This is a genomic window from Mucilaginibacter sp. P1_A3 (assembly GCF_056406855.1).
On record NZ_JBFTZJ010000002.1, the window covers coordinates 149,998 to 173,639 of the forward strand.

Sequence of the window (23,642 nt, forward strand, 5' to 3'; positions counted from 1 at the left end):
TAATTTTTTATTATAATAAAGCCTTTTCGTTATATTTAAATAATCAAATCCGCTGTAAAATGGACCAAATTACTTTTGATAAATACGTTGAAGACCGTTATATCAAACAAATGGATTATTATCAGCAGGCCTCAGCAAAAAATCAAAAAAAGTATAAGCAGTTTCAATGGGTGTTAATTATTTTATCAGCATTAACTCCTGTTATAGCTGCTTTAAATGGCGTAAAATCCGGTGCAATTAATATTTATCCACTTATAAATGTAAATATCCTGGTTGTAACAGTTTCCAGTATAGTAGCAATTTTAACAACTGGTTTAAAGACCTTTAATTACCAGGAGTTATGGATCAAATATCGATCAACATATGAAAAACTAAAACCCGAAATTTATTATTACAACTTCAATATTGGGCCTTATGCTGCAAATGATGTGGACCGGGAATCAGTTTTTGTTACAAGAATAGAAGCAATTTTAGATACTGAACATGCTCAATGGCCGCCGGCAAAAAGTATTCCAAATACTCAAGACAAATCAGTTGATCCTCCTATTTCGAAAAAATAGTGACGGAAGAGTTTTGTGGGGTGGTAATTGCCTTAAGGGCTTTTTGACGCCGCCGTATTATCAAAGAAAGAGAATAATTTAAGTACCGTTGGTATGCCTACTGTTATCACTGTAAGGTATTTAATGAGTGTAGAATAAGCTTCTTGTTGCGAGGCAAAAAGGAACGCTAAAACAGCAATGATCAATATCAGGAGCGGGGTTTTTAATTTATTCCAGTTGCCATTATCTTTAATCTGGTTTTTTATTTTCATGGCTTCTGAGCTGCCTATCGCGGTAAGAATAAAATATCGAAAGCCCCTGTTAAAAAGTTTAAGAACACTTCCTTCCTGTACAATTAATCCTTTGCTAAGTAGTAAAGTGAGGTTATACTCATCAAATGGATTTACAAGGCCATCCTGGGCAAGGTCATAAAGCAGAAACTTTTCCTCTTTAGTTAATGACTGCCACATGTACATATAAAAATAGTGAGCTGTGATTCCTAATTTAAATGATAATGCGTCACTATCTGGCGGCATTTTTCCTTTACTATCGGCTTTAAGCTGGTTTATTATTGGTTGTTGCAGCTTTTTAAAAAAGTGACCATTGTTTGTTTCATACAAGATTGTTTTTTCCCATAAAGGCATATGCTCTTCTATCTTTAGGTTACCGGGGTCTAATTTTTTTATCACGATCTTAAAATGTCCTAATAATACATGCCATCTTTCCAGGTCATGTTCTGGCAGCCTTTTTTCCTCATCTTTATATTTTTCAAGGTCATTTAATGAATCCAGAAAATCTACCGGATGCACTGTGGAAATTATAAAAACCTTTGCACTATTTCTTTGCATTAAATCCTCCAAAAAGTTGAGTTTTAAGCGGTTTGTAGCCGGGTTTTTAATATCATACTCAAAATGGTTTACAATGATCAACGAGTACCGGGCATCTTTTACTGCGGTTTTTAAATTATTCCACTCTATTTGTGCTCCCATGTTGTTTTCATCATTGGGGATATGTATCATATCAGCAATCAAACAATTATTTGAAGTTTCACCAACAGGGTAAGCTATGGTTGAGGCATCTTTCCCTTTAATTTTATGTTCATGTATTAAGTTCATAACCCTATCCAGTTTACCAGAACCCGGAGAGCCGATTATGAAAAGTAATGAGTTAAGTTGATTATCGGTTAACAGCAGGTTGTCAATATTTTCCCAATAGGTTTCATTAGGCAGGTTTAAGGCAAACAGCTTTCTTAAAATATGATGAAATACAAACCAAAAAAGCAGCAAAGAACACAAAAAACAACTCCAATAAGTTACGCCCAAGTACCATTTTCTATCCATTGTAATTCCAGGTAAGCTGTATTGGATAGTGTCAGATTTGACTACCAGGTAGGAGTTTGCCGATCTTTTATAGTCGGTATAATTTTCACCTTTTGTAAATAATGCTGTGTATGTCCATAAACTATCCGGAGGGAAGTGATATAGCTCCTTAATGCCGGGTATAAGATTTTCTTTATCAATAGTTAACTGGTTAAATAGGGTTGTTGCATGATAATTATCTACAAACTTTTCTCTATGAGGTTTTTTTGACACAATATTGTACGTGTTAATCCAAATGCTATCCCGATAAATATTATTGTGTGGATAATTATTTAGTAGCAGAGGGTTTTGTGCTATAATGTTTTTGATAAATTGAGTATGCCTGTAACGTGCAATAAGTTTTGTTTCGTAATTAAATGCTGAAGTGTAAAACAGGGCTACTGGCAAGCCGCTGGTAATTATAATGCGGGTAAATGTCATTAACGAATAGCTGGTACTAAAATTCCAAATTTTTAATTTTTTAATTAAATCTTTCTCGCAAAGAACAGTGTGGATTTTCCTGGTTAATATTAAAAGAATAAATAAGGTAACTTCATAGGTTAACAGCGGCACAACTTCTGTTAAAATAGATGTGGTAACATTTATAAGACCAATAATGACGCTTAGCGCAATTGATGCATTTCTTTTTTGCTTATATAACTCAGGGTTGTTTTTTTTATAATATGCAGAGTATAAATAGTTTATGAAAAGAATAGCCGCTGTGCCCGAAACTAAAAGAATAAAAAAGGACTGTAGAAAGCTGGTGTAATTACACCAAATGATGAGTAGTGCAATAGTAATCAGGTTACAGAATACGGCCAAGTTGTACTGCTGGTGAAAACAATCGTTGGGACCGATCCAGGATATATCAAAATATTGTTTTTTATAGTAGATTTTTTTGATGGAAAACAAAAAGACAGCCGTTAGTATCATTGCTATGATACAGAAAAAGGCAAATAGCATAGAAAAACTAAAGCTAAAGTTATTGATATCGCGAATGTTCTTAAACGATTTATCTTCAAGTATTACAAGGTAATAAGGAAGGCCATGAATTGGACTTGCATAAGCTATGTATTGTTTGCCAGAGTACCTTGTTTCAAAGTATTTATCGGTATGGGCATCTATACTGGCTTTCAGACTTTGATAATCCGATAGCTCTTCAAACAGGTTTTGATTAAGGTTTTTAGCTGGATTAATATGATATAATACCCTTCCCTGGTTGTTGATGATACAATAAAGATAGCCAGCAGGTAAAATAGCATGATCAAGACTTGTCAAATTAATTGATATAGCTACATAAGGAGAATTTTTATTTATTGATGGCTTGGACAAAATAGAAGTAAATGCTCCCGACGTCCAGGATACTACCTGCTCAAAGTAGTATGGCTTCCTGGGGTCATTATCCAGATAAAATGGTCTGTGATCACGAAGTTTAATAAAATAATCCCTGTATGCATAATTGCCCGGAGGCGCCGGTTCTGATTTTGTGTACCAGCCTTTTACTTCGGTACCTTTATTATCTAACCAGTAGACCTGGTTCATATTTAGATCCTTGGTAAGTTGTTTTAATTTGTTTTGAATATCAGGAAATACCACCTTATTGTCCTGATCATAAATATTGGAGGTGACATTCTCCCCGGGATTATTTGTGGTGGCTATGGTGGTTTGATCATTCATCAATAGATCTGCTTTGTCCAAAATATGATAAGCCTTAGCAACCTCGATACCGAATCGATACTTTAAGCTATCAGCTATATATCTACTGATTCTTGATTTTCGATACTCGGTTTTGAAAAGGGAATTGTATTTAAAGAAAGCGAAGAACAGTAATGATACCAATAGCATAGATACTGCAAATGAAAATATTCCATCTGCTGCTGTCAGCCTGTCCTTATTTCCCATTTGATAAAGTTTTAACCAGGGTAAAGCAAGTATAGCAGCGGCTGCGATTGTTAATAGTAAAAGAACTATGTTTTCAGGAAGCTTATTTCTTTCCTGTTGATAGTTTTTGGTAGTAAGTAACCCCGATACAGTGATTACTGAATCGGCATTGATGTTTAGCCTTTGTGAAAAAATCTTATAGTCGTTCCCGCTTAAGTGTATGTTTTTTACCTGTCCCTCTAAAAAAGCACTTTTATCAGATTTTAACGAGTCAGGAACAATGGTTGTTATCCCGCTGGGAAACGTTTGGTAGATGATGTTTTTTTGCCTGAGAAAAATATACTGGTCAAATATTTCGTTGGTAAGCAAAGGGTCAATAAACTGTTTTAAGGTATACCTCATATGAATAAAGTAGCCTCCCTTTTGCAGGTGAATAGTTAGCCTGCGATTATCAAACTCTACTTTACAGAGGCTATCAGTTGAGGTATTTACCTTGTTCCTATCTTCTGGCTCCTGCACCGGTTTTATAGGCTCCAGGATGAAGTTTTTGCGGGGATAACGTTCAAGGTACTTGTTTAATCTTTCACGGTTGTATAGGGGATGGTTTAATTCATATGTATTAAGTATGGTATTTAAAAGTGCAATAGAATTATCAACTTTTGATTGTATGTTTATTTCGATATTTTGCAAACACCTAAAGCGCTGAGCTTCTAATTCATTTTGGTTATTTGGAACATAGATAAAAAAGTAAATTGCACCAATTACCAGTACAAAAAATAAAGTGGCCAATACAATCGTTTGGTTACGACTAAATGAAAATCTATTTTTCATTGCACTAATTTTATCGTCCTTACTTACCGCTGCTCAGCCATTTTTCTTTAGCTGCTTTGTAAGTATCAAACCCCAGGTGAACACCTGCACCATCGCCGCGTATTAACTGATTAGGTAAACACAAACCCAGCCCGTTTACAATGAATTTATCACAAAGGCGTTTAATCAGGTCAACTTGATCATTATCTACAGCATCCATATCAAGATCCATTATCGCAACGAAATCAGCGCTGCCGTTTGGGTCGTTTTTATAAACATCAGGTGCCTCATATATTTGGGTATCCGGGTTTAATATCGGTTTTAAGCACGGGTTTATCCTCACCAAACAAGCGTCATTACTTAATGAAGGATCAATCATGGCATATGTTATAAATGTGGCAGAATCGGGTGGGTCACCCACAATACTGGTCGACAATTTTTTTATATCGGCAAAAAACGAAGAGCTGTTGTCTGTAATGGCCAGTTTGTTGCCTTTGTTTTTATTATAAATAGCGGCAATTACAGGATCGGTTGAATTTTGATAGTCGGCAATAATGGCTTCACCACCAGTACCTGTTCCCAACGAAAGAATTTTGAAGTCGCTTAGTGGCAAGTCGGGATTATTTGTCCTGGCTTCTATAAAGCCCGCAAGTACCGGGTTGTTAAAACCGGATATTGCGCCATCCCAAAACCAGGTTTTACGTTTGTCATTTCCACCAAGTAAGTTGGTAGTAATTGCTGCAGGCGAATCAAAATAGTTAATAGGCGCGTTACTTGATGAATGTATAGCATCAGCCAGGCTTACCTGGTAAAACTTTCCGTTATTAAAACCTGTCTTGCTTGCCGGGTTTGATCTGAAGAAAACCGCTCTTTGCCTAAAATAATCAAAGCCGGCAACAAGTATCTGTAAATCATTTTTGCCAATGATAGCCGGCAGTTCATTTAAGTAGGTATCTAAAATAGGCTTGGTAGCCTTTTTTTGTACAATAAGGCTATCATATTTATTCAATACATTTTTGAGTCCGCTTAGCTTTCTATCGGTGCTGTATTTGGGGCCAAGCACATTGGTAAGGCTTGCAATATTTTTAAATTTTAATTTTTCCCAGAAGGATAATTTTGAAAAAACTTGTTTTCGTTTACCTTCATCTTCAAAAACAGAGATTATCTCACTAATTAACATGTTGTTGCATAGCGAAGCCAAAACAAGGCTACCTCCTGAATTTGCAATAACGAGGTTGAATTGGCGTAAAATTTCATGCCCCGAAACATCACCATAAATATCTTTAAGTACCCGGGCTTGTATCAGGGCCCAGGAGCCGCCGCCATCTAATGAAAGTATTTTATATGCCATTTTGAAAATTGGTTTTATGAATTAGGTTTAACATTATATATTCTTCAGGTGTATTAGTGATAAATCAACTTGTTGTTAAAAGCTATTTGCGGGGGGAGCCAATATGCTATATGTAAAAAACCTCTTAAAAGCAAGGTTCGGGGTTTATCTTGTAGAAGTTGTTGGATGGAGTACTAAGTACTTGCCGTTCAATGATTTAATTATCGTTCTGTATCCTGGCAGTTGGCTTTGCATAAAATACTTATTGGGTTACATATAAAGATTACGCCAATTGCACCTCAATGATTTTTAATCCCAACATAGTACCTCCTTTTTTATTAATTAAAGAATAAATTATCCAGGTATACCAGATCAAACTGCACAGCGGATTTACGCTGTTGCCATCTTAAATAAAAAACACTTTTATAATTAAAAAAGATTAACGCTGTACGGTAAATTAAAAGGCCGATGTCTTTTTTATTTAAGGTTTATGTACTATAAAACTCTTAAACATCATAGATACATGCAATAGTTATTAATAACTATTTATTAAGTTGTTTTAACTTTATAGATTTATAAATCAAATACTTAAATCTAAATTTCAGTATCAATACATACATTGATACTGACGAGTGTCTACAAAAAAAATAGTTATGGAAACCTATGAAACCGGGAATAATGAGCACCAGATAAGTTTGGCTGTTAATATCTTTACGTTTGGCCTTGCCGCCTCCAGTGCAACAATTAAGATTGTTGATCCGCCTACTGTGGGTATCTCCGTTGCTCAATCAGAGGATGCATCTGGGGATATCATTACTCAAGCTATTGGAAAAGCGTCAGATATTCAAAACAAGCGACTTACCATTTTGACCAAAATTGATCTTATTGGGTCATTGGAAGATAGAAAAAACGCATATAATGATATTGATGCAACCTATACTTTAAGCGGTGGATCAGACGGCTTACAAACCTATGTTGATCCGTTAAAAAGTGTAGATGATGATTTTACTACAGTGCTGTTAGCTAAACCAATTGATTTAATATGAAAAAGTTAATATCATTTAGCGCATTCTTGTTATTAGCCTTAATTACAAATGCGCAGGAGGGAGTAAAATTGCAGGATCTTGCCCTTCCTAATTCACCAGGTTTTATCCTTACTGATTTAACTCCCTCATTGGTACAAACGCCAAATACGCCAAGGAAGTTTATTTTAGGATTAGCCCAATCTTTTGATAAGTCATCTTCTGGCTTCCCGGATAATTATTCGGCTGAGTTTGCACCTTACTGGTTTATCAATCCCGATGGAAAGAGTGTTTACGCGGCAGTGGGGCTTAATACTAAAATAGGTGAGGATCAAAAGTTAAAAATAGGTAGTGAAGATATTTTTTCGGGACTAAAGTTTACAAGTTTATCGGTGTCATTTATCCATAAGGATCTTATTCCTGATAATGTGGATGTATCTCAAAAAGTATTTGCATTAGGAATAAAAACTACCTTGATAAAAGTGCCGCAATCCGGGTATGCTCAAAAAATCAATAATTTAATAAGTCAATGGCATGACGCTGCGCAAAAAGATCTGGAAGACTTTAACAACCAAAAAACATCGGTTAGCACACAATTAGATTTAGATAATTTATTAAAGAACTACATGGAGAAAAAAGGCCATAAAAGTTTGGATCTGGCAAAGCAAATTGGCGATCTATATAAGCAAAAACCCAAATTTGTATGGGATTTTGCCGGGGCTTACGCCACCTATGGTATAGATAATGAACCATGGAAAAGCGGGCGTACAGGTATATGGAGTACACTATCATATTACGCGCAATTGGCTGGCACAAATAACAAACCTTCAAATAATTATGTAAGCCTTAGCTTTTCAGCACGGTCTTTATGGGATAATTTTGCAAAAGATGAAAACAATAATATTGTGAAAACCAACAATATTGATGTGGGAGGTAAGGTTGGTATCGATCTGGACGACCTTTCATTGGGTGTTGAGTCATTGTACCGGTACATAAATGGCAGGGGAGGCAACGAAAACAGAACTGTTGGTATTGTTACTTATAAGATAACTGAAAACATCATTTTAACAGGCGCGTTCGGAAAAAATTTCGAATCACTGGGCAAGTCGATAGCATTGTTTAGTATAAACTGGGGCTTTGGTTCCGAGAAAATAAATCTGCCGGATAAATGATAAAATAGTTATAAATGGCTATTTCACTTGTTATTAAAGATGCCCAATTTTAACGTATAGTTTAAATATGAAATATTTTTTATAAAAGTTATCGGGTCATATCTATAACTGATTAAAAGCCTGCAATTTCTTAAAATACATCTATACTTATCATTTTTATGGAAACTGCTTTAAAAAATAACTGGTACATTATTTATACTTTTCCCAATCTCGAAAAAAGAATATATAATGAATTAACCAGGAAAAAGATCAAAGCTTACCTGCCTTTGCAAAAAGTAATAAGGCAGTGGAGCGATCGGAGGAAGGAATTGCAGGTACCTATGTTTCCTAACTATGTTTTTATTAATTCAACCGAAAACGATCGCTTTAAGCTATTAAGTATCGGTGGCATTTTGAAGTTTATTACGTTTGAAGGCAAGCCAGCAACAATGACTGAAGATGAAATTTTAAACATCATGAAATTTGAAAAAGTGGCCTTTGAGCTGGAACCAAACCTTATTCAGGGAGATGATGTAATGATTGTTGAAGGCCCTTTTACAGGATTGCAGGGAAAACTGTTTTTTAAACGCGGAAAAGAAAGAGTAGGAGTGCATTTAAATTCAATTAACCAATCACTTTCTATTGAGGTTTGTTCATCATGCCTCCGGAAATGTTAATGTAAAATAGTTACTATTGGCTATTGTTCCTGATTTTGAATGCCCTTATTTTTATAATATAATAGTTGAGCTATTAGAGTTACACTACCATTGAATCTAAATTAGTACCAGGAATTTTACGCTTTAAACGGATATGTATGTGACAATCCTTAAGCGAAGCTTTATTCTACCGCCAAAGTTCAGGTATTCCGCTTAATTACAATAAGAAAAATATTTACTGTCAATCAAAAGTATGGATAAGCTTCCGCTTGTATCATGCATCATGCCTACTTATAACCGCAGGCGTTTTATACCACATGCCATCCGGTATTTTCAGCGGCAGGAGCATCAAAATAAGGAATTAATTATCATTGATGACGGAACGGATTGCATTGAAGACCTGGTTTTAAACCAACCTGGTGTAAAATATATTCGCCTTGATCATAAAATTACACTTGGCGAAAAATTAAATATGGCCTGCAGCAAGGCATCCGGCAGTATCATAGCCAACTGGGATGATGACGATTGGTACGCCCCGCATCGTTTAAAATACCAGGTACATGAATTGAATAAAAATAATGCAAAAGTTTGCGGAATAAACAACCTGCTTTATTATGATTTTTTTAATAACCAGGCCTATCAATATAAATACCCTGCAGATCAGCGTAAGTGGCTTTTAGGTAGTTCATTATGCTATTACAGATCGCATTGGGAAATGAACCCGTTTAAAAATATCGACGTAGGCATGGATGGTTTATTTGTATGGGGTACCGCGCCGGAGTATGTTACCGAACTTGAAGACACAACCATGTCTGTTCATATGATACATGATCAAAACATTAGTCCCAAACAAACTTCGGGAGATTGGTGGCATCCTTTTCCTGTAAATGATATTGAACAAATTATGCAGGCTGATTTAAAACACTATCGTGATTATCACATGGCCACAACGAATAAGCCTGTGGTCAGAAGTGCAAATGATGCTCCTGTTCAAAACAATACCCAAAAAGAAAAGAATATTTATGCCTGCCTGGTGCATGAAAACCCGGATTGTATAATTGACATGGTTCGTAATTTACATTATAACGATCCTTCGTCCATAATTTTAATTTTCAACGGGGGAACCGACTTTGAGCTCAGCGCCACATTGTTTCCTTTTGAGCAATTTGGTGCTGTTATATGCCCGGTTAATTACCCGGTAAAGCACGGTTACCTGCATCCTTTTGCACTTGAGTGTATGGAATTTGCGCTTGACAATTTTTCATTTAGTACATTAACAATTGTTGATTCTGATCAATTAAGTGTTCAGCCTGGATACTCATCATTTATATCCAATTTTCTTTCTGATAAAAGTAACGTTGGGCTACTATCAAGCCGGCCAGAACGCATTACTGCGGAAAACAAGGATGTATGGACATCTATTAAAGCATTTGAAGAATATGATTTGTGGAAGCCTTTGTTAAAAACCTTTCCCGATGGGGAGGATAAGTTTGTACACTGGTCTTTTTGGCCTTCTACAGTGTTCACTTATGATGCTGTTAAAGATTTGGTTAAACAATTTAAAAAAAATATTCTGCTCAAGGGAATCATGCAGCACACTGGGATATGGGCAACAGAAGAAATTATTTTACCTACAATGGTGAGTTTGCTTGGTTATGATATTTTACTGAACCCGTGCTGTAATACTTTCAACAACTATCAAAAATCCTACTCAACATTTGATCTGGATTGTGCAATAAATGATCCTCACGCTTTTTGGATACATCCGGTGGCCCGGGAGTACGATAATGAGATCAGGAATCGTACACGTTTACATCTCAATAATTATATCCCAGCCAAGAAAAATACGGTGCAGAAAGCTATTGATCAGTCATTGTTTTTCCCGTTGCAGGTGATATCCGAAACAAAAAAAATTGAGGGATGGCTAAGCGATGCCGAGTCCGAATTATTGATGGCTTTCGCTTTAAAGGCGTGTATTAAATTCCCTGACGCCCATGTGGTTGAAGTTGGTAGTTTTCATGGCAAAGCAACCATATTGCTTGGTAAAATTGCCAAATCCATATCAAATGAAATTAAGGTATACGCAGTTGATCAGCACGACGGAAAGTTGGGCGCTTTGGGCTCAAATTTGTGTGTTTTTGAACCATCTCTTGAAAGCTTCAACCTTAATATTGAAAATGCCGATCTATTAGATACCGTGATTTCATGTGTGTGTAAATCAAGTGATGTTAAATGGGATAGTGCAATTTCGCTTTTATTTATAGATGGTTTACATGATTATATCAGTATCAATGACGATTTTCAGCACTTTTCATCCTTTGTAGAAGTTTACGGATATGTAGCTTTTCATGATTATGCAGATTATTATCCCGATGTGCAGGCGTACGTAAATCAACTGCTTACAAGTGGAAATTACCGGCAGGTTCACCAGGCAGATTCTCTTATCGTTATTCAAAAAATAAGCTAAATACTTTAATCGTGACTAACCAGGAATCAACAGATTTACCGGTATGGCTTTATTGGGAAGGAGATCTTCCTGATTGGATCAGCGAATGCCAAAAAACAGTATTCGCGCACGCCTCTGACGTTCGATTGCTGACATCTGAAAGCTTTGAAGAAATGCGCATTGCCGATCTCGATATCCGTCTTGAAGACCTTTGCGTAGCTCACCGGGCCGATTTTATCCGGGCGTTTTTACTTGCCAAACATGGTGGTTTATGGATCGATTCGGATTGTTTGGTTGCTAAGTCTCTTAAGCCATTAACAGATACTTTAAATAGTTATGAGTTTTTGGGGTACCGGGAACGTTCGGGCGAGGTTACCAATAACCTGATGGGCGCATCTAAGAACAGTACTATCGCCCAAAACTATTATAATCGTGTTTGCGATATTTTGAGGGATGGCCAACCTATTGAGTGGCTTACCTTAGGGTCAAAAGCATTAACATCTACACTTAATGAAAGCAATGTTCCCTGGTGCGAATTAACTGTAGAACAAATTCAACCGGTGTGCTGGAGTAAACCCGAAGAGTTTTTTACCAAAAGGACAGATGAGGAACATCGGAAGTTTGTTAATTACGATTCTTACTGCTATATGATTTCTGCTAATATGGTAAGGAAACATGTTTCTGAAAACCCCGAAGATGATATTTTAGATAAGGACACTTTTTTCAGCTACCTGGTGAGAATGTTTTTACCAGTTGAAGAGAATTTTTTGACAATTGCTTAAGTCTGGTACAATGAATGATGTTTTGGAAATAGCCTACCGTAAAGATACCGATGATGACCGTTGGGTAATTCCAGAGGTTATTGATCAGGATATGTATTGTGTAAAAAGCCTGTTAACTAATATTCAGCCAGCCGGGCCCAGTTATATTATTGATTGCGGGGCACATATTGGTGCCTTCTCTATTATGTGTGCGCAGCATCTTTCAAATATTGAGGTAATTTCATTTGAACCCAACCCCGATAGTTTCATGTATTTGAGCCAGAATGCAGATCGGTTTGGTAAGATACAGGCGTTAAACAAGGCTGTTTCCATAAACGATGGAACATTAAACCTTTACGCTCCTGATCAAAGCGATTGGAGCGGAAGGTGGACGACATTGCCCAATTCAAATGAATTTTTAACGGTTGAATCTGTTGGGCTATTTTCCTTTATCAACAAACTGGATAAAGAGGTATTTATACTGAAACTTGATGTGGAAGGATATGAGGAGGCCCTGATAGATGAATTAAAAGATGGGGACCTGAAAAATATACAAGTTATCATAGTTGAAACCCACACAGATCATTTTGATCATCAGAAACTTATAAACCACGGTTATAGTCTTCTGTTTAACCCCGGCATATCATCTGCGCGGCAATTTGTTTACTCCCGGAATTGAGAGCAGGGTGCACATTTAATTAAAGATATGTTACGAACCACATTTGAATTTTTGTCGGATGAACTTAACGCTTACATCAAGCGGAAAGATTCAACAAACTTTGGTAATGAGGATGTAGTTGTGGTTTCATCATTGATGAATCCCGATGGCACATTTGCGGTTTCAACCGAAGGTAGTGACGTATCAAAAGTAATCCTGACACTTATTAACCTGGAAGAAGACCGGATAGCTGATTCTCAATATAACTATCAAAAAGTTAATGACCGCATCCAGGTTATCAATCCACCTGTAAATATTAATGCTTTTGTTCTTTTCTCGGTATTTGCCAATAATTACTCTACCGCGTTAAGGCTGTTATCATATGTGATGGCATTTTTTCAAGGTCGCCAGGTTTTTGATAGCGATCAGTATCCTCAAATAAATGCCAAGGTAGATGCCGATAAACCCTGGCAAAAGGTGGGGCGGTTACTTGTAACGTTTCACTCCACAACTTTTGAACAGCAAAATAATCTTTGGGCGGCATTGGGCGCAAAATATATGCCTAATGTGATCTATAAAATAAGAACCATAAGCTTTGTTGATTCCGAACCTAAAATGGAAACACCTCGAATTACCGAGATTACAATTTCTGATAATTAAGCATGTAGTTTATATAGTAATGATAAAAATTAAATATAAAGCGCTTTTTACTTTGGAATTTGCCCATACATTCTATAAATCGGGTAAAAGCCCTGATATCATTATGCAGCCATCGGCCAGGTGTTCAACACTTATAGCATCATTGGGGCTTCACTTTTTACCAACTGCATTTGGCGGGAAATTATTTGCCAAGGTGGATGTTGTTGCAGGTAATGATATTATTAAAAACCCCTTATCTGATGGCACAAAATTTACTTTTTTACTGAAGCTAAGAAATAATTTATTTGAAAATATTACCAATATAAATTTAATAAAACCGCCCTCAAGCCACTACTATTTTAACAATAGGGGCAACAACATGTCGGCTGATAACCTGCCGTTGCTTGTGGCCAATACAGGGAGTAAAATAGTATCAGATGCTGATCTGCTTCCTTTTGCAAGCGGCAGTTTTTCTTCGGTTCAAAACAGCACTGCCAGTACGCAAAGCGGCCAGTTGAATTTTATTGATAGTAATGAGCAATTGCTGCAGGATTTAAACAATTCAAATAATTTATTTAACTATTCTTTTGATCTCAATAAAGCATCGGGTGGAAGAGCCAGTTTTTTAGTTGATGGTACAGAAAAGGCTTCTTTTTATTCGCTTGACCCTGCTGATATGTCTGATGTATTTGGGGTGGTTGAAATATTTTTCAAAACTGATTTAAATGGCAATTACCAGTTTCAGGGTGCCGATAATTCCATCACCACAGTAAATTATAAAATTCCGTTTGTTAACCGCGCAACCAAATGGCGCTATATCATTACCCGGAAATTTAATCCGGCAATTACATCGGTAAGTGTGGCCAAAACAAATGGTTCACCAATAAATTTTAGTTTACTTGGCGGTTCTCCTGATGGGACGTTTATTGTTACTTCAAACAATGCGCTTCCATTATCAGAAGAGCCTGTAGCCGGCATCAAGCTAAGCGATAATACAAATAAAGTGCTTATTGCCAACTTGCCAAATCCTCCCTTAAATCTCATAAAAACAGAAGGAGCAGATACCTTCTCAGATATTTTAATCACCATTTAATTAAAAAAATACCGCCATGGCAGATGTATTTAAAACTCCCGGGGTTTACATTAAGGAAATCCCAACGTTTCCACCTTCGGTGGCAGAAGTTGAAACCGCAATTCCTGCATTCATCGGATACACCGAAAAATCCAGTTTCAATGGCAATGATTTTGGGAAACAGCCGCAGCGAATAGGATCGTTGTTAGAGTATGAACAATTATTTGGGCTTGCTCAAAAAGAAACGGCAATAACGGTAACCATAACAGATACAAGTGATGTAAATACTGTTACCAGAACAATTAACGCGGCAATTAACCCTGTCACAAGTTCTAAGTACAAGATGTATTATGCCCTTCAAATGTATTTTGCGAATGGTGGTGGCCCTTGCTACATTGTTTCGGCAGATAAGTATAATGCGGGAGGTGTTAACGCCACCAAATTAACTGATGGCCTTACAGAGATTGCAAAGGTTGATGAGCCTACACTATTACTATTTCCTGATGGTCCTTCACTGCCATCTGTTAACTACTATGCAGTTATAAACAGCGCATTAAATCAATGTTTTATATTGCAGGATAGGTTTACCATTATAGATGTTAAACAGTTAACCGGTACTATAAATGATATCAACTCATCGGCAGATGATTTCAGAAACACGGCTACTTTAGGCAGTAACCTTGATTTAATGAAGTATGGTGCGGCTTATTTCCCTTACCTGCAAACTATACTCAGCTACAGGTATGATGATGTTGATGTAAATATTATTTACAAGGTAAACGGTGTTGAGGCAACAGATATTGGCACTGGTAAAATAAGCCTGGCCTCTATTTTAAATCCGCCGGTAACTTTAAAGGCTGCGGTACGTACCGGGCTTAACCTGCAGAAACCTACACCTACAGTACCAACATCACCGCCGGCAGCGCCGCAGGTAGCAGGTAACTCTGAATTATACAACCAGATTAAATTACAATTACAAAATTTAAATATTTTAATGCCCCCTTCATCGGCAGTTGCAGGAGCTTATGCTTCGGTTGATAGTTCAAGAGGCGTATGGAAGGCCCCGGCCAATGTTACATTAGCCTACGTAAATTCGGCATCACTTCAAATTTCTGCAAGTGATCAGATGTCGTTGAATGTTGATCCTACTTCGGGCAAATCTATAAATGCCATAAGGTATTTTACAGGGAAAGGAGTAATGATCTGGGGAGCACGTACGCTGGCCGGAAATGATAATGAATGGCGGTATGTACCAGTTCGCCGGTTCTTCATATTTGCAGAAGAATCAATTAAAAAAGGATCAGAATGGGTTGTTTTTGAACCTAATGACGCCAATACCTGGGTTAGGGTTAGGGCAATGATTGAAAACTTCCTGATAAAGCAATGGAGGGCAGGGGCGCTTGCCGGTTCTAAACCAGAACAGGCATTTTTTGTAAGGGTAGGACTTGGCCAAACCATGACGGCTCTTGATATTCTGGAAGGACGAATGAATATAGAAATTGGTATGGCTGTAGTACGCCCTGCCGAATTTATTATCCTGAAATTCTCTCATAAACTTCAGGAATCTTAATTAACCAAAGGCTATCAAAACCTAAATAATATATAAAAACAAAAAACATGGCAAATTATCCATTACCAAAGTTTCACTTCAGAGTAGAGTGGGGCGGGTCAAACATAGGCTTCTCTGAAGTAAGCGGGTTGAACATCGAAAATAAATTGATTGAATACCGCGACGGAGCCTCGCCAGAGTACAGCAAAATTAAAATGCCGGGTATGCGTGAGTTTAGCAATATTACTTTTAAAAGAGGGGTATTTGCACACGATAATGATTTTTTCAAGTGGTTAAATACCATTTCATTAAATACCGTTGAAAGGAGGGATATTACTTTGACCCTATTAAATGAAACGCATGACCCGGTTGTTGTCTGGAAAATTAAAAATGCATTCCCGGTAAAAATTCAGAGTACCGATTTAAAGGCAGACGGAAGCGAAGTAGCTATTGAACAGCTTGACGTTGCACATGAGGGTTTGGTTATACAAAACGATTAAACTAATTCTGTAATCATGAGCCTGATTAGCGGTATTGTAGATGGTCTGATCTATCCACCTCCGGGATTTCACTTCCTGGTGGTTATTGAAATGTTTCCGCAAACTCCGCAGGATATCCGGTTTCAGAGTGTAAGCGGGTTAAGCGTCAATATACCAACAGAAACTGTTGCCGAAGGTGGCGAAAACAGATTTAAACACCAGTTTCCCGGCGTACCTCAATTCAATAAACTGGTTTTAAAAAGAGGGTTGTTCCTGGGGTCGTTTGTTAGTCATTGGGCTCGCAACAGTATCGAAAACTTTGAATTCGATCCAAAAAATGTGCTGATAAGTTTGTTAAATGACAGCCATATCCCACTCAATGTATGGCATGTTTTTAATGCTTATCCAACAAAGATTGATATCTCTGAATTTAATGCCGAGCAGAATACCCTGGTAGTTGAAACGCTTGAACTTACTTATCAATATTTTAAACCAATGGGCCTCGATGATCTTGTTGCTGGTGCTGTAGGGGCAGTTGCGGGCGCAGTGTCAGGTTCTGTAAGCTTTTAAATTATGTCAGTTATAATTACGGAGATAGAAATATCTGTAGCTGTTGTTGATAGCAATTCAACAAACGGTGCCGGCTCTGCTGATGGCTCTTTAAAGCAGGAGATCATTAAAGAATGTATTGAGCAGATTATGGAAATTCTTGACAAAAAAAATGAACGCTGATGGTGAACATACTTAGTAGTTTATTACCCGGTAAAGAAGCTCAAAAGCTTAAAATTGAATCGTGGACCGATATTAAAAGAAATGGCCCTGCCGAAAAAACATTTACTTCTTTTATTAATCCGGATGAGTTTACACTTAATTATACGGTTATAACCGAGAGCAACAATGCAGCTGGTGCCAACGGAAGTGCTGGTGGGTTTCTTGGTACCAGGCCCTTAGAAGTAGCATTAAAGTTTTTTCTCGATGGCACAAATGCCAATGGCGTTAAATTAGATATTCCATCAAAAATTAAGGAGTTTTATGAGGCAGTTGGCTATGATGGTAAAAAACACCGTACCTGTTTCCTCAGAATAACGTGGGGACATCTTACATGGTTGCGAACCAATCAATATGAATTTGATTGCGAGCTTAAAACCACCTCCATTCAATATAAAATGTTTAAAAACGATGGCACGCCACTTCGTGCTATCATTAATGCAACATTTGCAGAAAAGCTTCAGGCTGCGGTAAGACAGGCTGAAGAAAGAAACTCCTCGCCAGACCTAACACACGTTCGTATAGTTAAAGAAGGTGATACATTACCAGCTATGGTAAATAAAATTTATGGCGATTTTAAATATTATCTTGAGGTTGCCAGGATAAATAATCTTAAAAACTTCAGGGATCTGCAACCCGGACAAAAATTAGTTTTTCCGCCTTTTGATAAAAATACAAAGCCAACCGATAATGTCTGAAGAAAGAGTTATTCCTGCGATTAATACGGTAGCCGAATTTAAAATATTAATTAACGGTACTGAAATTCCCAGGGAAGTGGCGAAGCTTTCGGTTAATGTTATGAAGATGGTAAATAAAGTTTCATCTGCAACAATCGTGATCCAGGACGGTGAGGCTTCAAGTGGTGAATTTCCATTAACCGATGGGGATCTGTTTACTCCGGGCAACGAGGTGGAAATAACAGCCGGTGATCCTGATAATAGCGTTAGCATATTTAAGGGTATTATCATTAAGCAATCCATCAAGATAAGAGAGTCGGTATCGCCAAATCTGGTAATTGAATGTAAACACAAAGCGGTAAAAACCACCATCGGCCGTAAAAATGCTTATTTCCATGACCTCACCGATGCCGATATTATCAGCCAGATTTTAGAAAGCGATGGCTTTGCATCTTCAGATTTGGACATTGGATCAACAGATGTTACTTATAAAGAAATGGTTCAGTACAACAGCACCGATTGGGACTTTATATTGAGCAGGGCAGAAGCTACCGGGAATGTTATACTCACAAACGACGATAAAATAGTTACTAAAAAGCCTACCGTTTCTGGGGATGCCACACTGTCATTACTGCATGGAGCAACCGTTATGGAGCTTGATGCTGAAATGGATAGCAGAAATCAATTTGCCGCGGTAAAAAGTGTTTCATGGGATATGGCTAACCAGGCAAATGCCGAATCGACAGCTAATGACCCTGCTGATCTGGAAGAAGAAGGGACCCTTTCGGTTAATGACCTGGCGGGAGTTGCTAGTCCGGAGGACTTTGTTTTAAATCATTCTGGTTCAATCACCTCAGAAGAGCGCCAGGCCTGGGCCGATGCGCAATTATTAAAATCGCGCCTATCCAAAATACGTGGCAGGGTTAAATTTGATGGTATCGCTACTATAAACCCGGGCGATGTTATTGAACTGAACGGCCTTGGTGATACATTTAATGGAAAAGCTTTTGTCAGTGGCGTGCGGCAGGATTTCTCCGCTGTTTCAGGGTGGAAAACTAATGCCCAGTTTGGCCATACGCCTGATTGGTTTATTGATGAAAATAGTGTAACAGCACCCAAGGCCGGTGGTTTATTGCCGGGTGTTATTGGTTTACATACCGGCATTGTAACAGACAATGAAGATCCTGACGGAGAGCAAAGGGTAAGGGTAAAAATGCCATACGTAAATGCTGATGACGACGGTGTATGGGCAAGAATAGCGCTTACAGATGCCGGTAACGAACGCGGGATGTTTTTCAGGCCGGAGGTTGGTGATGAAGTGCTTTTAGGCTTTTTATATGATGACCCACGCCAACCGGTAATTTTAGGCATGTTGCACAGCTCCAATAAGGTGCCGCCGATAAGTCCTACCAATGATAATTTTAAGAAGGGATATACTTCCAGGGAAAAGTTGAAACTTACTTTTGATGATGAAATAAAAGAAGTTGTTATTGAAACGCCGGGAGTAAACAAGGTACTCATCAGCGATGACAAACAGGGAATACGACTGGAAGACCAGAATGGTCATGTCATAACAACCGAGCCATCCACCATAACCATTAAAGACTCAAACAGTAATCAAATAATTATTGATGTAAACGGCGGAATTATTACGGTAAAGGGGAATACTAAAGTGATAGTTGACGCGCCACAAATAGAATTGGTTGACGGGGCATCGCATCCCCTGGTTTTTGGAGATGAATTGCTCAGTTATCTAAACCAGATAGTTAATATATATCAAACACACATGCACCCCGGCGAGCTTGCTTTAGGGGCATTACCGGTAACTCCAGCTCCTCCTGTTCCGCCTATGCCTCCACCAACTCCATCCTTATTATCGGTTAAAGTAAAAACAGGTTGAAATATGGCGCTCAAAGCAGGCACACCATCAGATTTTTCGGGCAGTATGGCCGAGGCTATACAAACCGCGTTTACCAACCACTACCAGGAAGTAATGGGAAGTGCGGCCCCGCCGCCAAGTAAACAGATGCAACTCTTATTTGTAGCCGTGGCCGAAGGGGTGATCAATCACCTTAAAGCACATCCCGAAGCTTTTAAAGTTAAAACAACCTTCAACGATGGAACGCCTTACGATGGTGTAGTTGAAATTTCCTGATCCGCAATAAAATCTCTTATAAATGGACAAGCTTACCAATGTTTCTGAAAAGTCTTTTTTGGGTAGGGGATGGAGTTTTCCGCCAACTTTTTCAAAAATAGCCAGCCAGGTTTTAATGACCGCCGATGAGGAGGATATTAATAAAAGCCTGGAAATACTGCTTTCAACCACTATTGGCGAACGTTTTCTCCAACCTTTATATGGCTGCAACCTGGAAGATTATGTATTTGAAGCAATGAATGCTACAACAGAAACAGCTATTAAAGTAACTGTTAAAAACGCTGTGCTGATTTATGAACCCAGGATAAAATTATTAACTATTGAGCTGCTGGATGATTTTTTAACAGAAGGAAGAATTGATATACTGGTTGACTATGAAGTGATCAGTACAAACACCCGGTTCAACCTGGTATATCCGTTTTATTTAAACGAGGCTAATAACAAATCGGCATGAGCACTAAAGCTATTGACTACAAAATAATTCTTAAACGCGATGGGCAAACTCAGCAACAGCGAATGCCGCAGTTGCTTGATCCGGCCCTGGTTCCGGTTGATCAGCGTAGTAAGGAAGATTTGTATAAATACGTTCAAAAAATAGCATCACTGATCAAGTTTTACGATCTGAATCCTGCTACCCAAAAGTTGATTGAAAATGGCGCCTGGAATAACTTTTTTGATAAAAGTATTGACGAATTGAATGCCCTTGCGGCAAACGCTTCCCTGCCACCTCACATTGCTTTGCTCGATTGCTTTTTTGAACTGATGGATCAACCCAAGGCGCTGATGAATACGCTTACCAAGCGTCATCTTGATTTTTATTACCAGCAAGTTTTAATGCTGGGTAAAAAGGCGCCCGTGCCGGATAACGCGCATGTTATTTTTGAGCTTAAGAAAAACACAGAAGATACTTTGCTTACAGCCGGTACGGCCTTACTTGCAGGCAAGGATACTACTAAGAAAGATCTTAACTACGTACTTACGCATGATATTGTAGTTAATCAATCAAAAGTTGCCCAGTTAAAGTCGCTATATGTAAACCCGGTTAATAAAAACTATTTGCATTACGCGCCAATAGCCAATTCAAAAGATGGCCTGGGCGCGGTTTTGGATCCCACAAACCCTAAATGGAATGGATTTGGAAATTCCAGTCTTCCCCTGGCTCAGGTTGGTTTTTGCCTGGCCAGCGATATTTTAATGATGAAAGAGGGTAATCGTAATGTAACGGTTAACTTAACGGTAAGAAACCTGGATGTTGCCGCCAAAAATGCGGTTTTAACAGCTAATCTTTTTAAAATAAGTATCACAGGCGAAAAAGGGTGGATTGGTCCTAAGCTTTCATCAGCTACCATCACTTCGGCAGATAATCAAGTGTTCAATGTTCAATTCACCTTTAATATAACTAAAGATGAACCCGCGGTAATTGCCTATAATAAAGCAAGCCACGGCAGCGACTTTGATACCACTCATCCTATACTACAGGTTCTTGTTAATACAGATAAATATGATTTCGGATATCGGAATTTGATTAACGCCGAACTCATCGATTCAACAATTGAAGTTAATGTAACCGGTATTTCTTCGCTAAGCCTGGAAAATGATTTTGGAACGTTAAATGCCAAGAAGCCTTTTACTCCATTTGGGCCGTTATCTGATAAAAACTCAAACTTTTATATCGGTCACCAGGAAACGTTTTCAAAACGATTAAAAGAATTTTCGCTTGATGTGGATTGGAAAAATATCCCGGATTCAGACCTGGCATCATATTATGTTAATTATAACCAATCAAATAATGGCAATGGCGATTTTAATGCAGTAGCAGCTTTTAAAGATGGTTTTACCTGGCAGGAGCAACATAAATCTGTCCAGCTTTTCAACACTGCCAATGCGCAGGCTGCTACAACCTGGAAGTTTTCAAACCCTGCATTCCCGGTTTTATTTCCGTTATACATCCTGCCACAATTTGTTACGCCATATTATATAAATCCCGGTCATTCAATACTGCAAACAGTAACAAGCAAAATGTCATACCTGCTACCCGGTTTTTCAAACCTGCAGGCTAAAACCAATTTTGTAAAAGCGAAAGCATCTTTAACACTGCAGTTATATAAACCAGTTCTTCAGTTGCTTTTTGATGTTTATAGAGATATCAGGAAAGGGCAGGTACAACTTCGTTTAGATCATAGTTTCCTGTTTAAAGATTACCGTGAAAAATATACGGCAGAAATTTTAAGATTTAGCAGGGATGGCGGAACATTGAAACTTCCATCAGAACCTTTTGCTCCCGAAATACAATCCATAACCTTAAATTATACAGCTACAACGGCTAAAATTAATTTTAGCGGAACTACGCTGAATGATTATATAAATGAGGAGATTGAATTTTTTCAATACGGAGCATTCGGGCAAATGCGCGAACATGCTTATACCCGTAGCAAGCACGATTTTTTGAACAATACGCTGGTAAAACTGGTGCCGGAGTATATTGATGAGGGAGCATTACAGATAGGTTTAAGCGGTCTTTATGCCGAAGATTCTGTATGCATGCTTTTCCAGGCGGCAGAAGGTAGCGCCAACCCGGATAAACCTAAAATTGATATAACATGGAGCGTGCTTTGTGATAATTATTGGAAAACCTTAAGCAACGAAGATTTTATTTTTGATACAACCAACGGTTTATTAACCAGTGGTGTAATAAAGATAGTTGTCCCTCCCGAAGCAACAACATCCAACACTATTTTGGCAAATGGATTATTGTGGTTTAAAGCGGCTATAAAAAATGACAGCGATGGTGTTTGTAATCTGCTTGATGTGCAATCAAATGCCGCCATTTCATCTTTTAACAACCAGGATAATGATCCTCAGCATTTACAAAATGCCATGCCGGCTAATACCATAACAAAACTTAAAAATGATAACGGCAACATTAAAAAAGTAACACAGCCATACTCATCTTTTGGGGGGCACTTAATAGAGGACGACCAGGCTTATTATATCAGGGTAAGTGAACGGTTAAGGCACAAGGAAAGAAGCGTTGCTATATGGGATTATGAGCGGATGATCTTAAATCATTTCCCTACGGTGCATAAAGTTAAATGCATTAATCATGCTACACCAACTTCCTTTTATGCGCCGGGTAATATCCTGATGATTGTAGTACCCGATTTAACAAATCGTAACGCTGTTGATCCTTTTAAACCAAAGGTTGATAAAAACACCCTCGATCAGATTAACACATTTCTTACTCAACATTCTTCAGCCTGGGCACAATTTCAGGTCATGAATCCTTTATATGAAGCCGTAAAGGTATCGGTAAAGGTTAAACTAAAAAGAGGATACGAGTTTAATTATTACGAAAAAATAATCGATCAAAAACTACAAGGCTTTTTATCGCCGTGGATAATATCGGACGGGGGGAACGACCTTCATTTTGGTGGTAAGGTTACCAAATCAATGATCATTAAATTTTTAGAAGACCTGGAATATATAGACTATCTGACCGATTTTTCGTTATATAAGTATTCGCCTAATAGGCAGATTTTTGGCCGTAATATTGAAGTTGCCGAGGCATCAAGCCCTGCATCTATACTGGTATCGGCTATGCATCATGATATCATTAATGATTGATACTGCATGTGGTACCCGTTTTTTAACTATTAGATGAGTTGTAGCTTATTCATTTTAAACTGAACAA

At 37.9% G+C, this 23,642-nt stretch carries 20 protein-coding genes; 18 read left to right on the top strand and 2 right to left on the bottom strand.

Translation table 11 applies throughout. The features are described from left to right. Positions 1–59 precede the first annotated feature (59 nt). A complete protein-coding gene (locus AC1D0K_RS04980) occupies positions 60–560 on the top strand; it encodes a DUF4231 domain-containing protein (protein ID WP_477399967.1) in 501 nt (166 codons plus the stop codon). A gap of 32 nt (positions 561–592) precedes the next feature. Here AC1D0K_RS04980 and AC1D0K_RS04985 read toward each other — a convergent pair whose 3' ends face one another. Both AC1D0K_RS04985 and AC1D0K_RS04990 read right to left on the bottom strand, forming a co-directional pair. Further along, complete coding sequence (locus AC1D0K_RS04985; RefSeq protein ID WP_477442527.1) at positions 593–4,609, bottom strand: cache domain-containing protein; 4,017 nt, start codon at positions 4,607–4,609, stop codon at positions 593–595. A 19-nt stretch (positions 4,610–4,628) separates the two neighbouring features. Further along, a complete protein-coding gene (locus tag AC1D0K_RS04990; protein ID WP_477399771.1) occupies positions 4,629–5,939 on the bottom strand; it encodes a patatin-like phospholipase family protein in 1,311 nt (436 codons plus the stop codon). A 632-nt stretch (positions 5,940–6,571) separates the two neighbouring features. Here AC1D0K_RS04990 and AC1D0K_RS04995 point away from each other — a divergent pair. The 17 genes from AC1D0K_RS04995 to AC1D0K_RS05075 all read left to right on the top strand — a co-directional run bounded on the left by AC1D0K_RS04995 (position 6,572) and on the right by AC1D0K_RS05075 (position 23,575). Continuing rightward, positions 6,572–6,964 carry a hypothetical protein gene (locus AC1D0K_RS04995; protein WP_295721241.1) on the top strand — a complete coding sequence of 131 codons (393 nt, stop codon included), beginning with the start codon at positions 6,572–6,574 and terminating at the stop codon, positions 6,962–6,964. Next, positions 6,961–8,112, top strand: coding sequence for a hypothetical protein (locus tag AC1D0K_RS05000; RefSeq protein ID WP_477442529.1), 1,152 nt, complete (start codon positions 6,961–6,963; stop codon positions 8,110–8,112). Before AC1D0K_RS04995 ends, AC1D0K_RS05000 begins: the two co-directional genes overlap by 4 nt. A gap of 158 nt (positions 8,113–8,270) precedes the next feature. Continuing rightward, the gene (locus tag AC1D0K_RS05005) at positions 8,271–8,768 is read left to right on the top strand and encodes a UpxY family transcription antiterminator (RefSeq protein WP_295721237.1); all 498 of its coding nucleotides are present in this window, start codon (positions 8,271–8,273) and stop codon (positions 8,766–8,768) included. 232 nt (positions 8,769–9,000) lie between these two features. After that, positions 9,001–11,214 (top strand): glycosyltransferase, encoded by a 2,214-nt coding sequence (locus AC1D0K_RS05010; protein WP_477399827.1) that lies wholly within the window; start codon positions 9,001–9,003, stop codon positions 11,212–11,214. 11 nt (positions 11,215–11,225) lie between these two features. Then, positions 11,226–11,975 carry a capsular polysaccharide synthesis protein gene (locus AC1D0K_RS05015; RefSeq protein ID WP_477442531.1) on the top strand — a complete coding sequence of 250 codons (750 nt, stop codon included), beginning with the start codon at positions 11,226–11,228 and terminating at the stop codon, positions 11,973–11,975. 10 nt (positions 11,976–11,985) lie between these two features. After that, positions 11,986–12,633, top strand: coding sequence for an FkbM family methyltransferase (locus AC1D0K_RS05020; RefSeq protein ID WP_295721231.1), 648 nt, complete (start codon positions 11,986–11,988; stop codon positions 12,631–12,633). Between the two features lie 27 nt (positions 12,634–12,660). Beyond that, on the top strand, positions 12,661–13,272 hold the full coding sequence (locus AC1D0K_RS05025) for a Pvc16 family protein (protein WP_477392239.1): 612 nt from the start codon (positions 12,661–12,663) through the stop codon (positions 13,270–13,272). Positions 13,273–13,291: 19 nt separating this feature from the next. Next, on the top strand, positions 13,292–14,344 hold the full coding sequence (locus tag AC1D0K_RS05030; protein ID WP_477392240.1) for a hypothetical protein: 1,053 nt from the start codon (positions 13,292–13,294) through the stop codon (positions 14,342–14,344). A 16-nt stretch (positions 14,345–14,360) separates the two neighbouring features. Continuing rightward, complete coding sequence (locus AC1D0K_RS05035) at positions 14,361–15,893, top strand: phage tail sheath family protein (RefSeq protein ID WP_477392241.1); 1,533 nt, start codon at positions 14,361–14,363, stop codon at positions 15,891–15,893. 47 nt (positions 15,894–15,940) lie between these two features. Continuing rightward, positions 15,941–16,372 (top strand): phage tail protein, encoded by a 432-nt coding sequence (locus tag AC1D0K_RS05040; protein WP_295721222.1) that lies wholly within the window; start codon positions 15,941–15,943, stop codon positions 16,370–16,372. A 15-nt stretch (positions 16,373–16,387) separates the two neighbouring features. Then, positions 16,388–16,921 carry a phage tail protein gene (locus tag AC1D0K_RS05045; RefSeq protein WP_295721220.1) on the top strand — a complete coding sequence of 178 codons (534 nt, stop codon included), beginning with the start codon at positions 16,388–16,390 and terminating at the stop codon, positions 16,919–16,921. Between the two features lie 3 nt (positions 16,922–16,924). Next, positions 16,925–17,083, top strand: coding sequence for a DUF5908 family protein (locus AC1D0K_RS05050; protein WP_295721219.1), 159 nt, complete (start codon positions 16,925–16,927; stop codon positions 17,081–17,083). Continuing rightward, the gene (locus AC1D0K_RS05055; protein ID WP_477392246.1) at positions 17,083–17,817 is read left to right on the top strand and encodes a CIS tube protein; all 735 of its coding nucleotides are present in this window, start codon (positions 17,083–17,085) and stop codon (positions 17,815–17,817) included. The genes AC1D0K_RS05050 and AC1D0K_RS05055 overlap by 1 nt, the downstream gene beginning before the upstream one ends. Continuing rightward, positions 17,810–19,696: a type VI secretion system tip protein VgrG gene (vgrG, locus tag AC1D0K_RS05060; RefSeq protein WP_477392248.1), complete on the top strand. Its 1,887-nt coding sequence runs from the start codon at positions 17,810–17,812 to the stop codon at positions 19,694–19,696. The genes AC1D0K_RS05055 and vgrG overlap by 8 nt, the downstream gene beginning before the upstream one ends. A gap of 3 nt (positions 19,697–19,699) precedes the next feature. After that, positions 19,700–19,951, top strand: a complete 252-nt coding sequence (locus AC1D0K_RS05065; protein ID WP_295721212.1) for a hypothetical protein — start codon at positions 19,700–19,702, stop codon at positions 19,949–19,951. A gap of 22 nt (positions 19,952–19,973) precedes the next feature. Beyond that, positions 19,974–20,405 (top strand): GPW/gp25 family protein, encoded by a 432-nt coding sequence (locus AC1D0K_RS05070; protein ID WP_295721211.1) that lies wholly within the window; start codon positions 19,974–19,976, stop codon positions 20,403–20,405. Beyond that, entirely contained in the window at positions 20,402–23,575 is a 3,174-nt protein-coding gene (locus AC1D0K_RS05075) for a hypothetical protein (protein WP_477392252.1), read from the top strand. Before AC1D0K_RS05070 ends, AC1D0K_RS05075 begins: the two co-directional genes overlap by 4 nt. The last annotated feature ends 67 nt before the right edge of the window (positions 23,576–23,642 follow it).

Coding starts and splice junctions, on each gene's coding strand:
- AC1D0K_RS04990 (WP_477399771.1), bottom strand. CDS start 5,939: ATGGCATATAAAATACTTTCATTAGATGGCGGCGGCTCCTGGGCCCTG.
- AC1D0K_RS05010 (WP_477399827.1), top strand. CDS start 9,001: ATGGATAAGCTTCCGCTTGTATCATGCATCATGCCTACTTATAACCGC.
- AC1D0K_RS05000 (WP_477442529.1), top strand. CDS start 6,961: ATGAAAAAGTTAATATCATTTAGCGCATTCTTGTTATTAGCCTTAATT.
- AC1D0K_RS05025 (WP_477392239.1), top strand. CDS start 12,661: ATGTTACGAACCACATTTGAATTTTTGTCGGATGAACTTAACGCTTAC.
- AC1D0K_RS05050 (WP_295721219.1), top strand. CDS start 16,925: ATGTCAGTTATAATTACGGAGATAGAAATATCTGTAGCTGTTGTTGAT.
- AC1D0K_RS05035 (WP_477392241.1), top strand. CDS start 14,361: ATGGCAGATGTATTTAAAACTCCCGGGGTTTACATTAAGGAAATCCCA.
- AC1D0K_RS05070 (WP_295721211.1), top strand. CDS start 19,974: ATGGACAAGCTTACCAATGTTTCTGAAAAGTCTTTTTTGGGTAGGGGA.
- AC1D0K_RS05065 (WP_295721212.1), top strand. CDS start 19,700: ATGGCGCTCAAAGCAGGCACACCATCAGATTTTTCGGGCAGTATGGCC.
- AC1D0K_RS05045 (WP_295721220.1), top strand. CDS start 16,388: ATGAGCCTGATTAGCGGTATTGTAGATGGTCTGATCTATCCACCTCCG.
- AC1D0K_RS05020 (WP_295721231.1), top strand. CDS start 11,986: ATGAATGATGTTTTGGAAATAGCCTACCGTAAAGATACCGATGATGAC.
- AC1D0K_RS04995 (WP_295721241.1), top strand. CDS start 6,572: ATGGAAACCTATGAAACCGGGAATAATGAGCACCAGATAAGTTTGGCT.
- AC1D0K_RS04985 (WP_477442527.1), bottom strand. CDS start 4,609: ATGAAAAATAGATTTTCATTTAGTCGTAACCAAACGATTGTATTGGCC.
- AC1D0K_RS04980 (WP_477399967.1), top strand. CDS start 60: ATGGACCAAATTACTTTTGATAAATACGTTGAAGACCGTTATATCAAA.
- AC1D0K_RS05075 (WP_477392252.1), top strand. CDS start 20,402: ATGAGCACTAAAGCTATTGACTACAAAATAATTCTTAAACGCGATGGG.
- AC1D0K_RS05040 (WP_295721222.1), top strand. CDS start 15,941: ATGGCAAATTATCCATTACCAAAGTTTCACTTCAGAGTAGAGTGGGGC.
- AC1D0K_RS05005 (WP_295721237.1), top strand. CDS start 8,271: ATGGAAACTGCTTTAAAAAATAACTGGTACATTATTTATACTTTTCCC.
- AC1D0K_RS05055 (WP_477392246.1), top strand. CDS start 17,083: ATGGTGAACATACTTAGTAGTTTATTACCCGGTAAAGAAGCTCAAAAG.
- AC1D0K_RS05030 (WP_477392240.1), top strand. CDS start 13,292: ATGATAAAAATTAAATATAAAGCGCTTTTTACTTTGGAATTTGCCCAT.
- vgrG (WP_477392248.1), top strand. CDS start 17,810: ATGTCTGAAGAAAGAGTTATTCCTGCGATTAATACGGTAGCCGAATTT.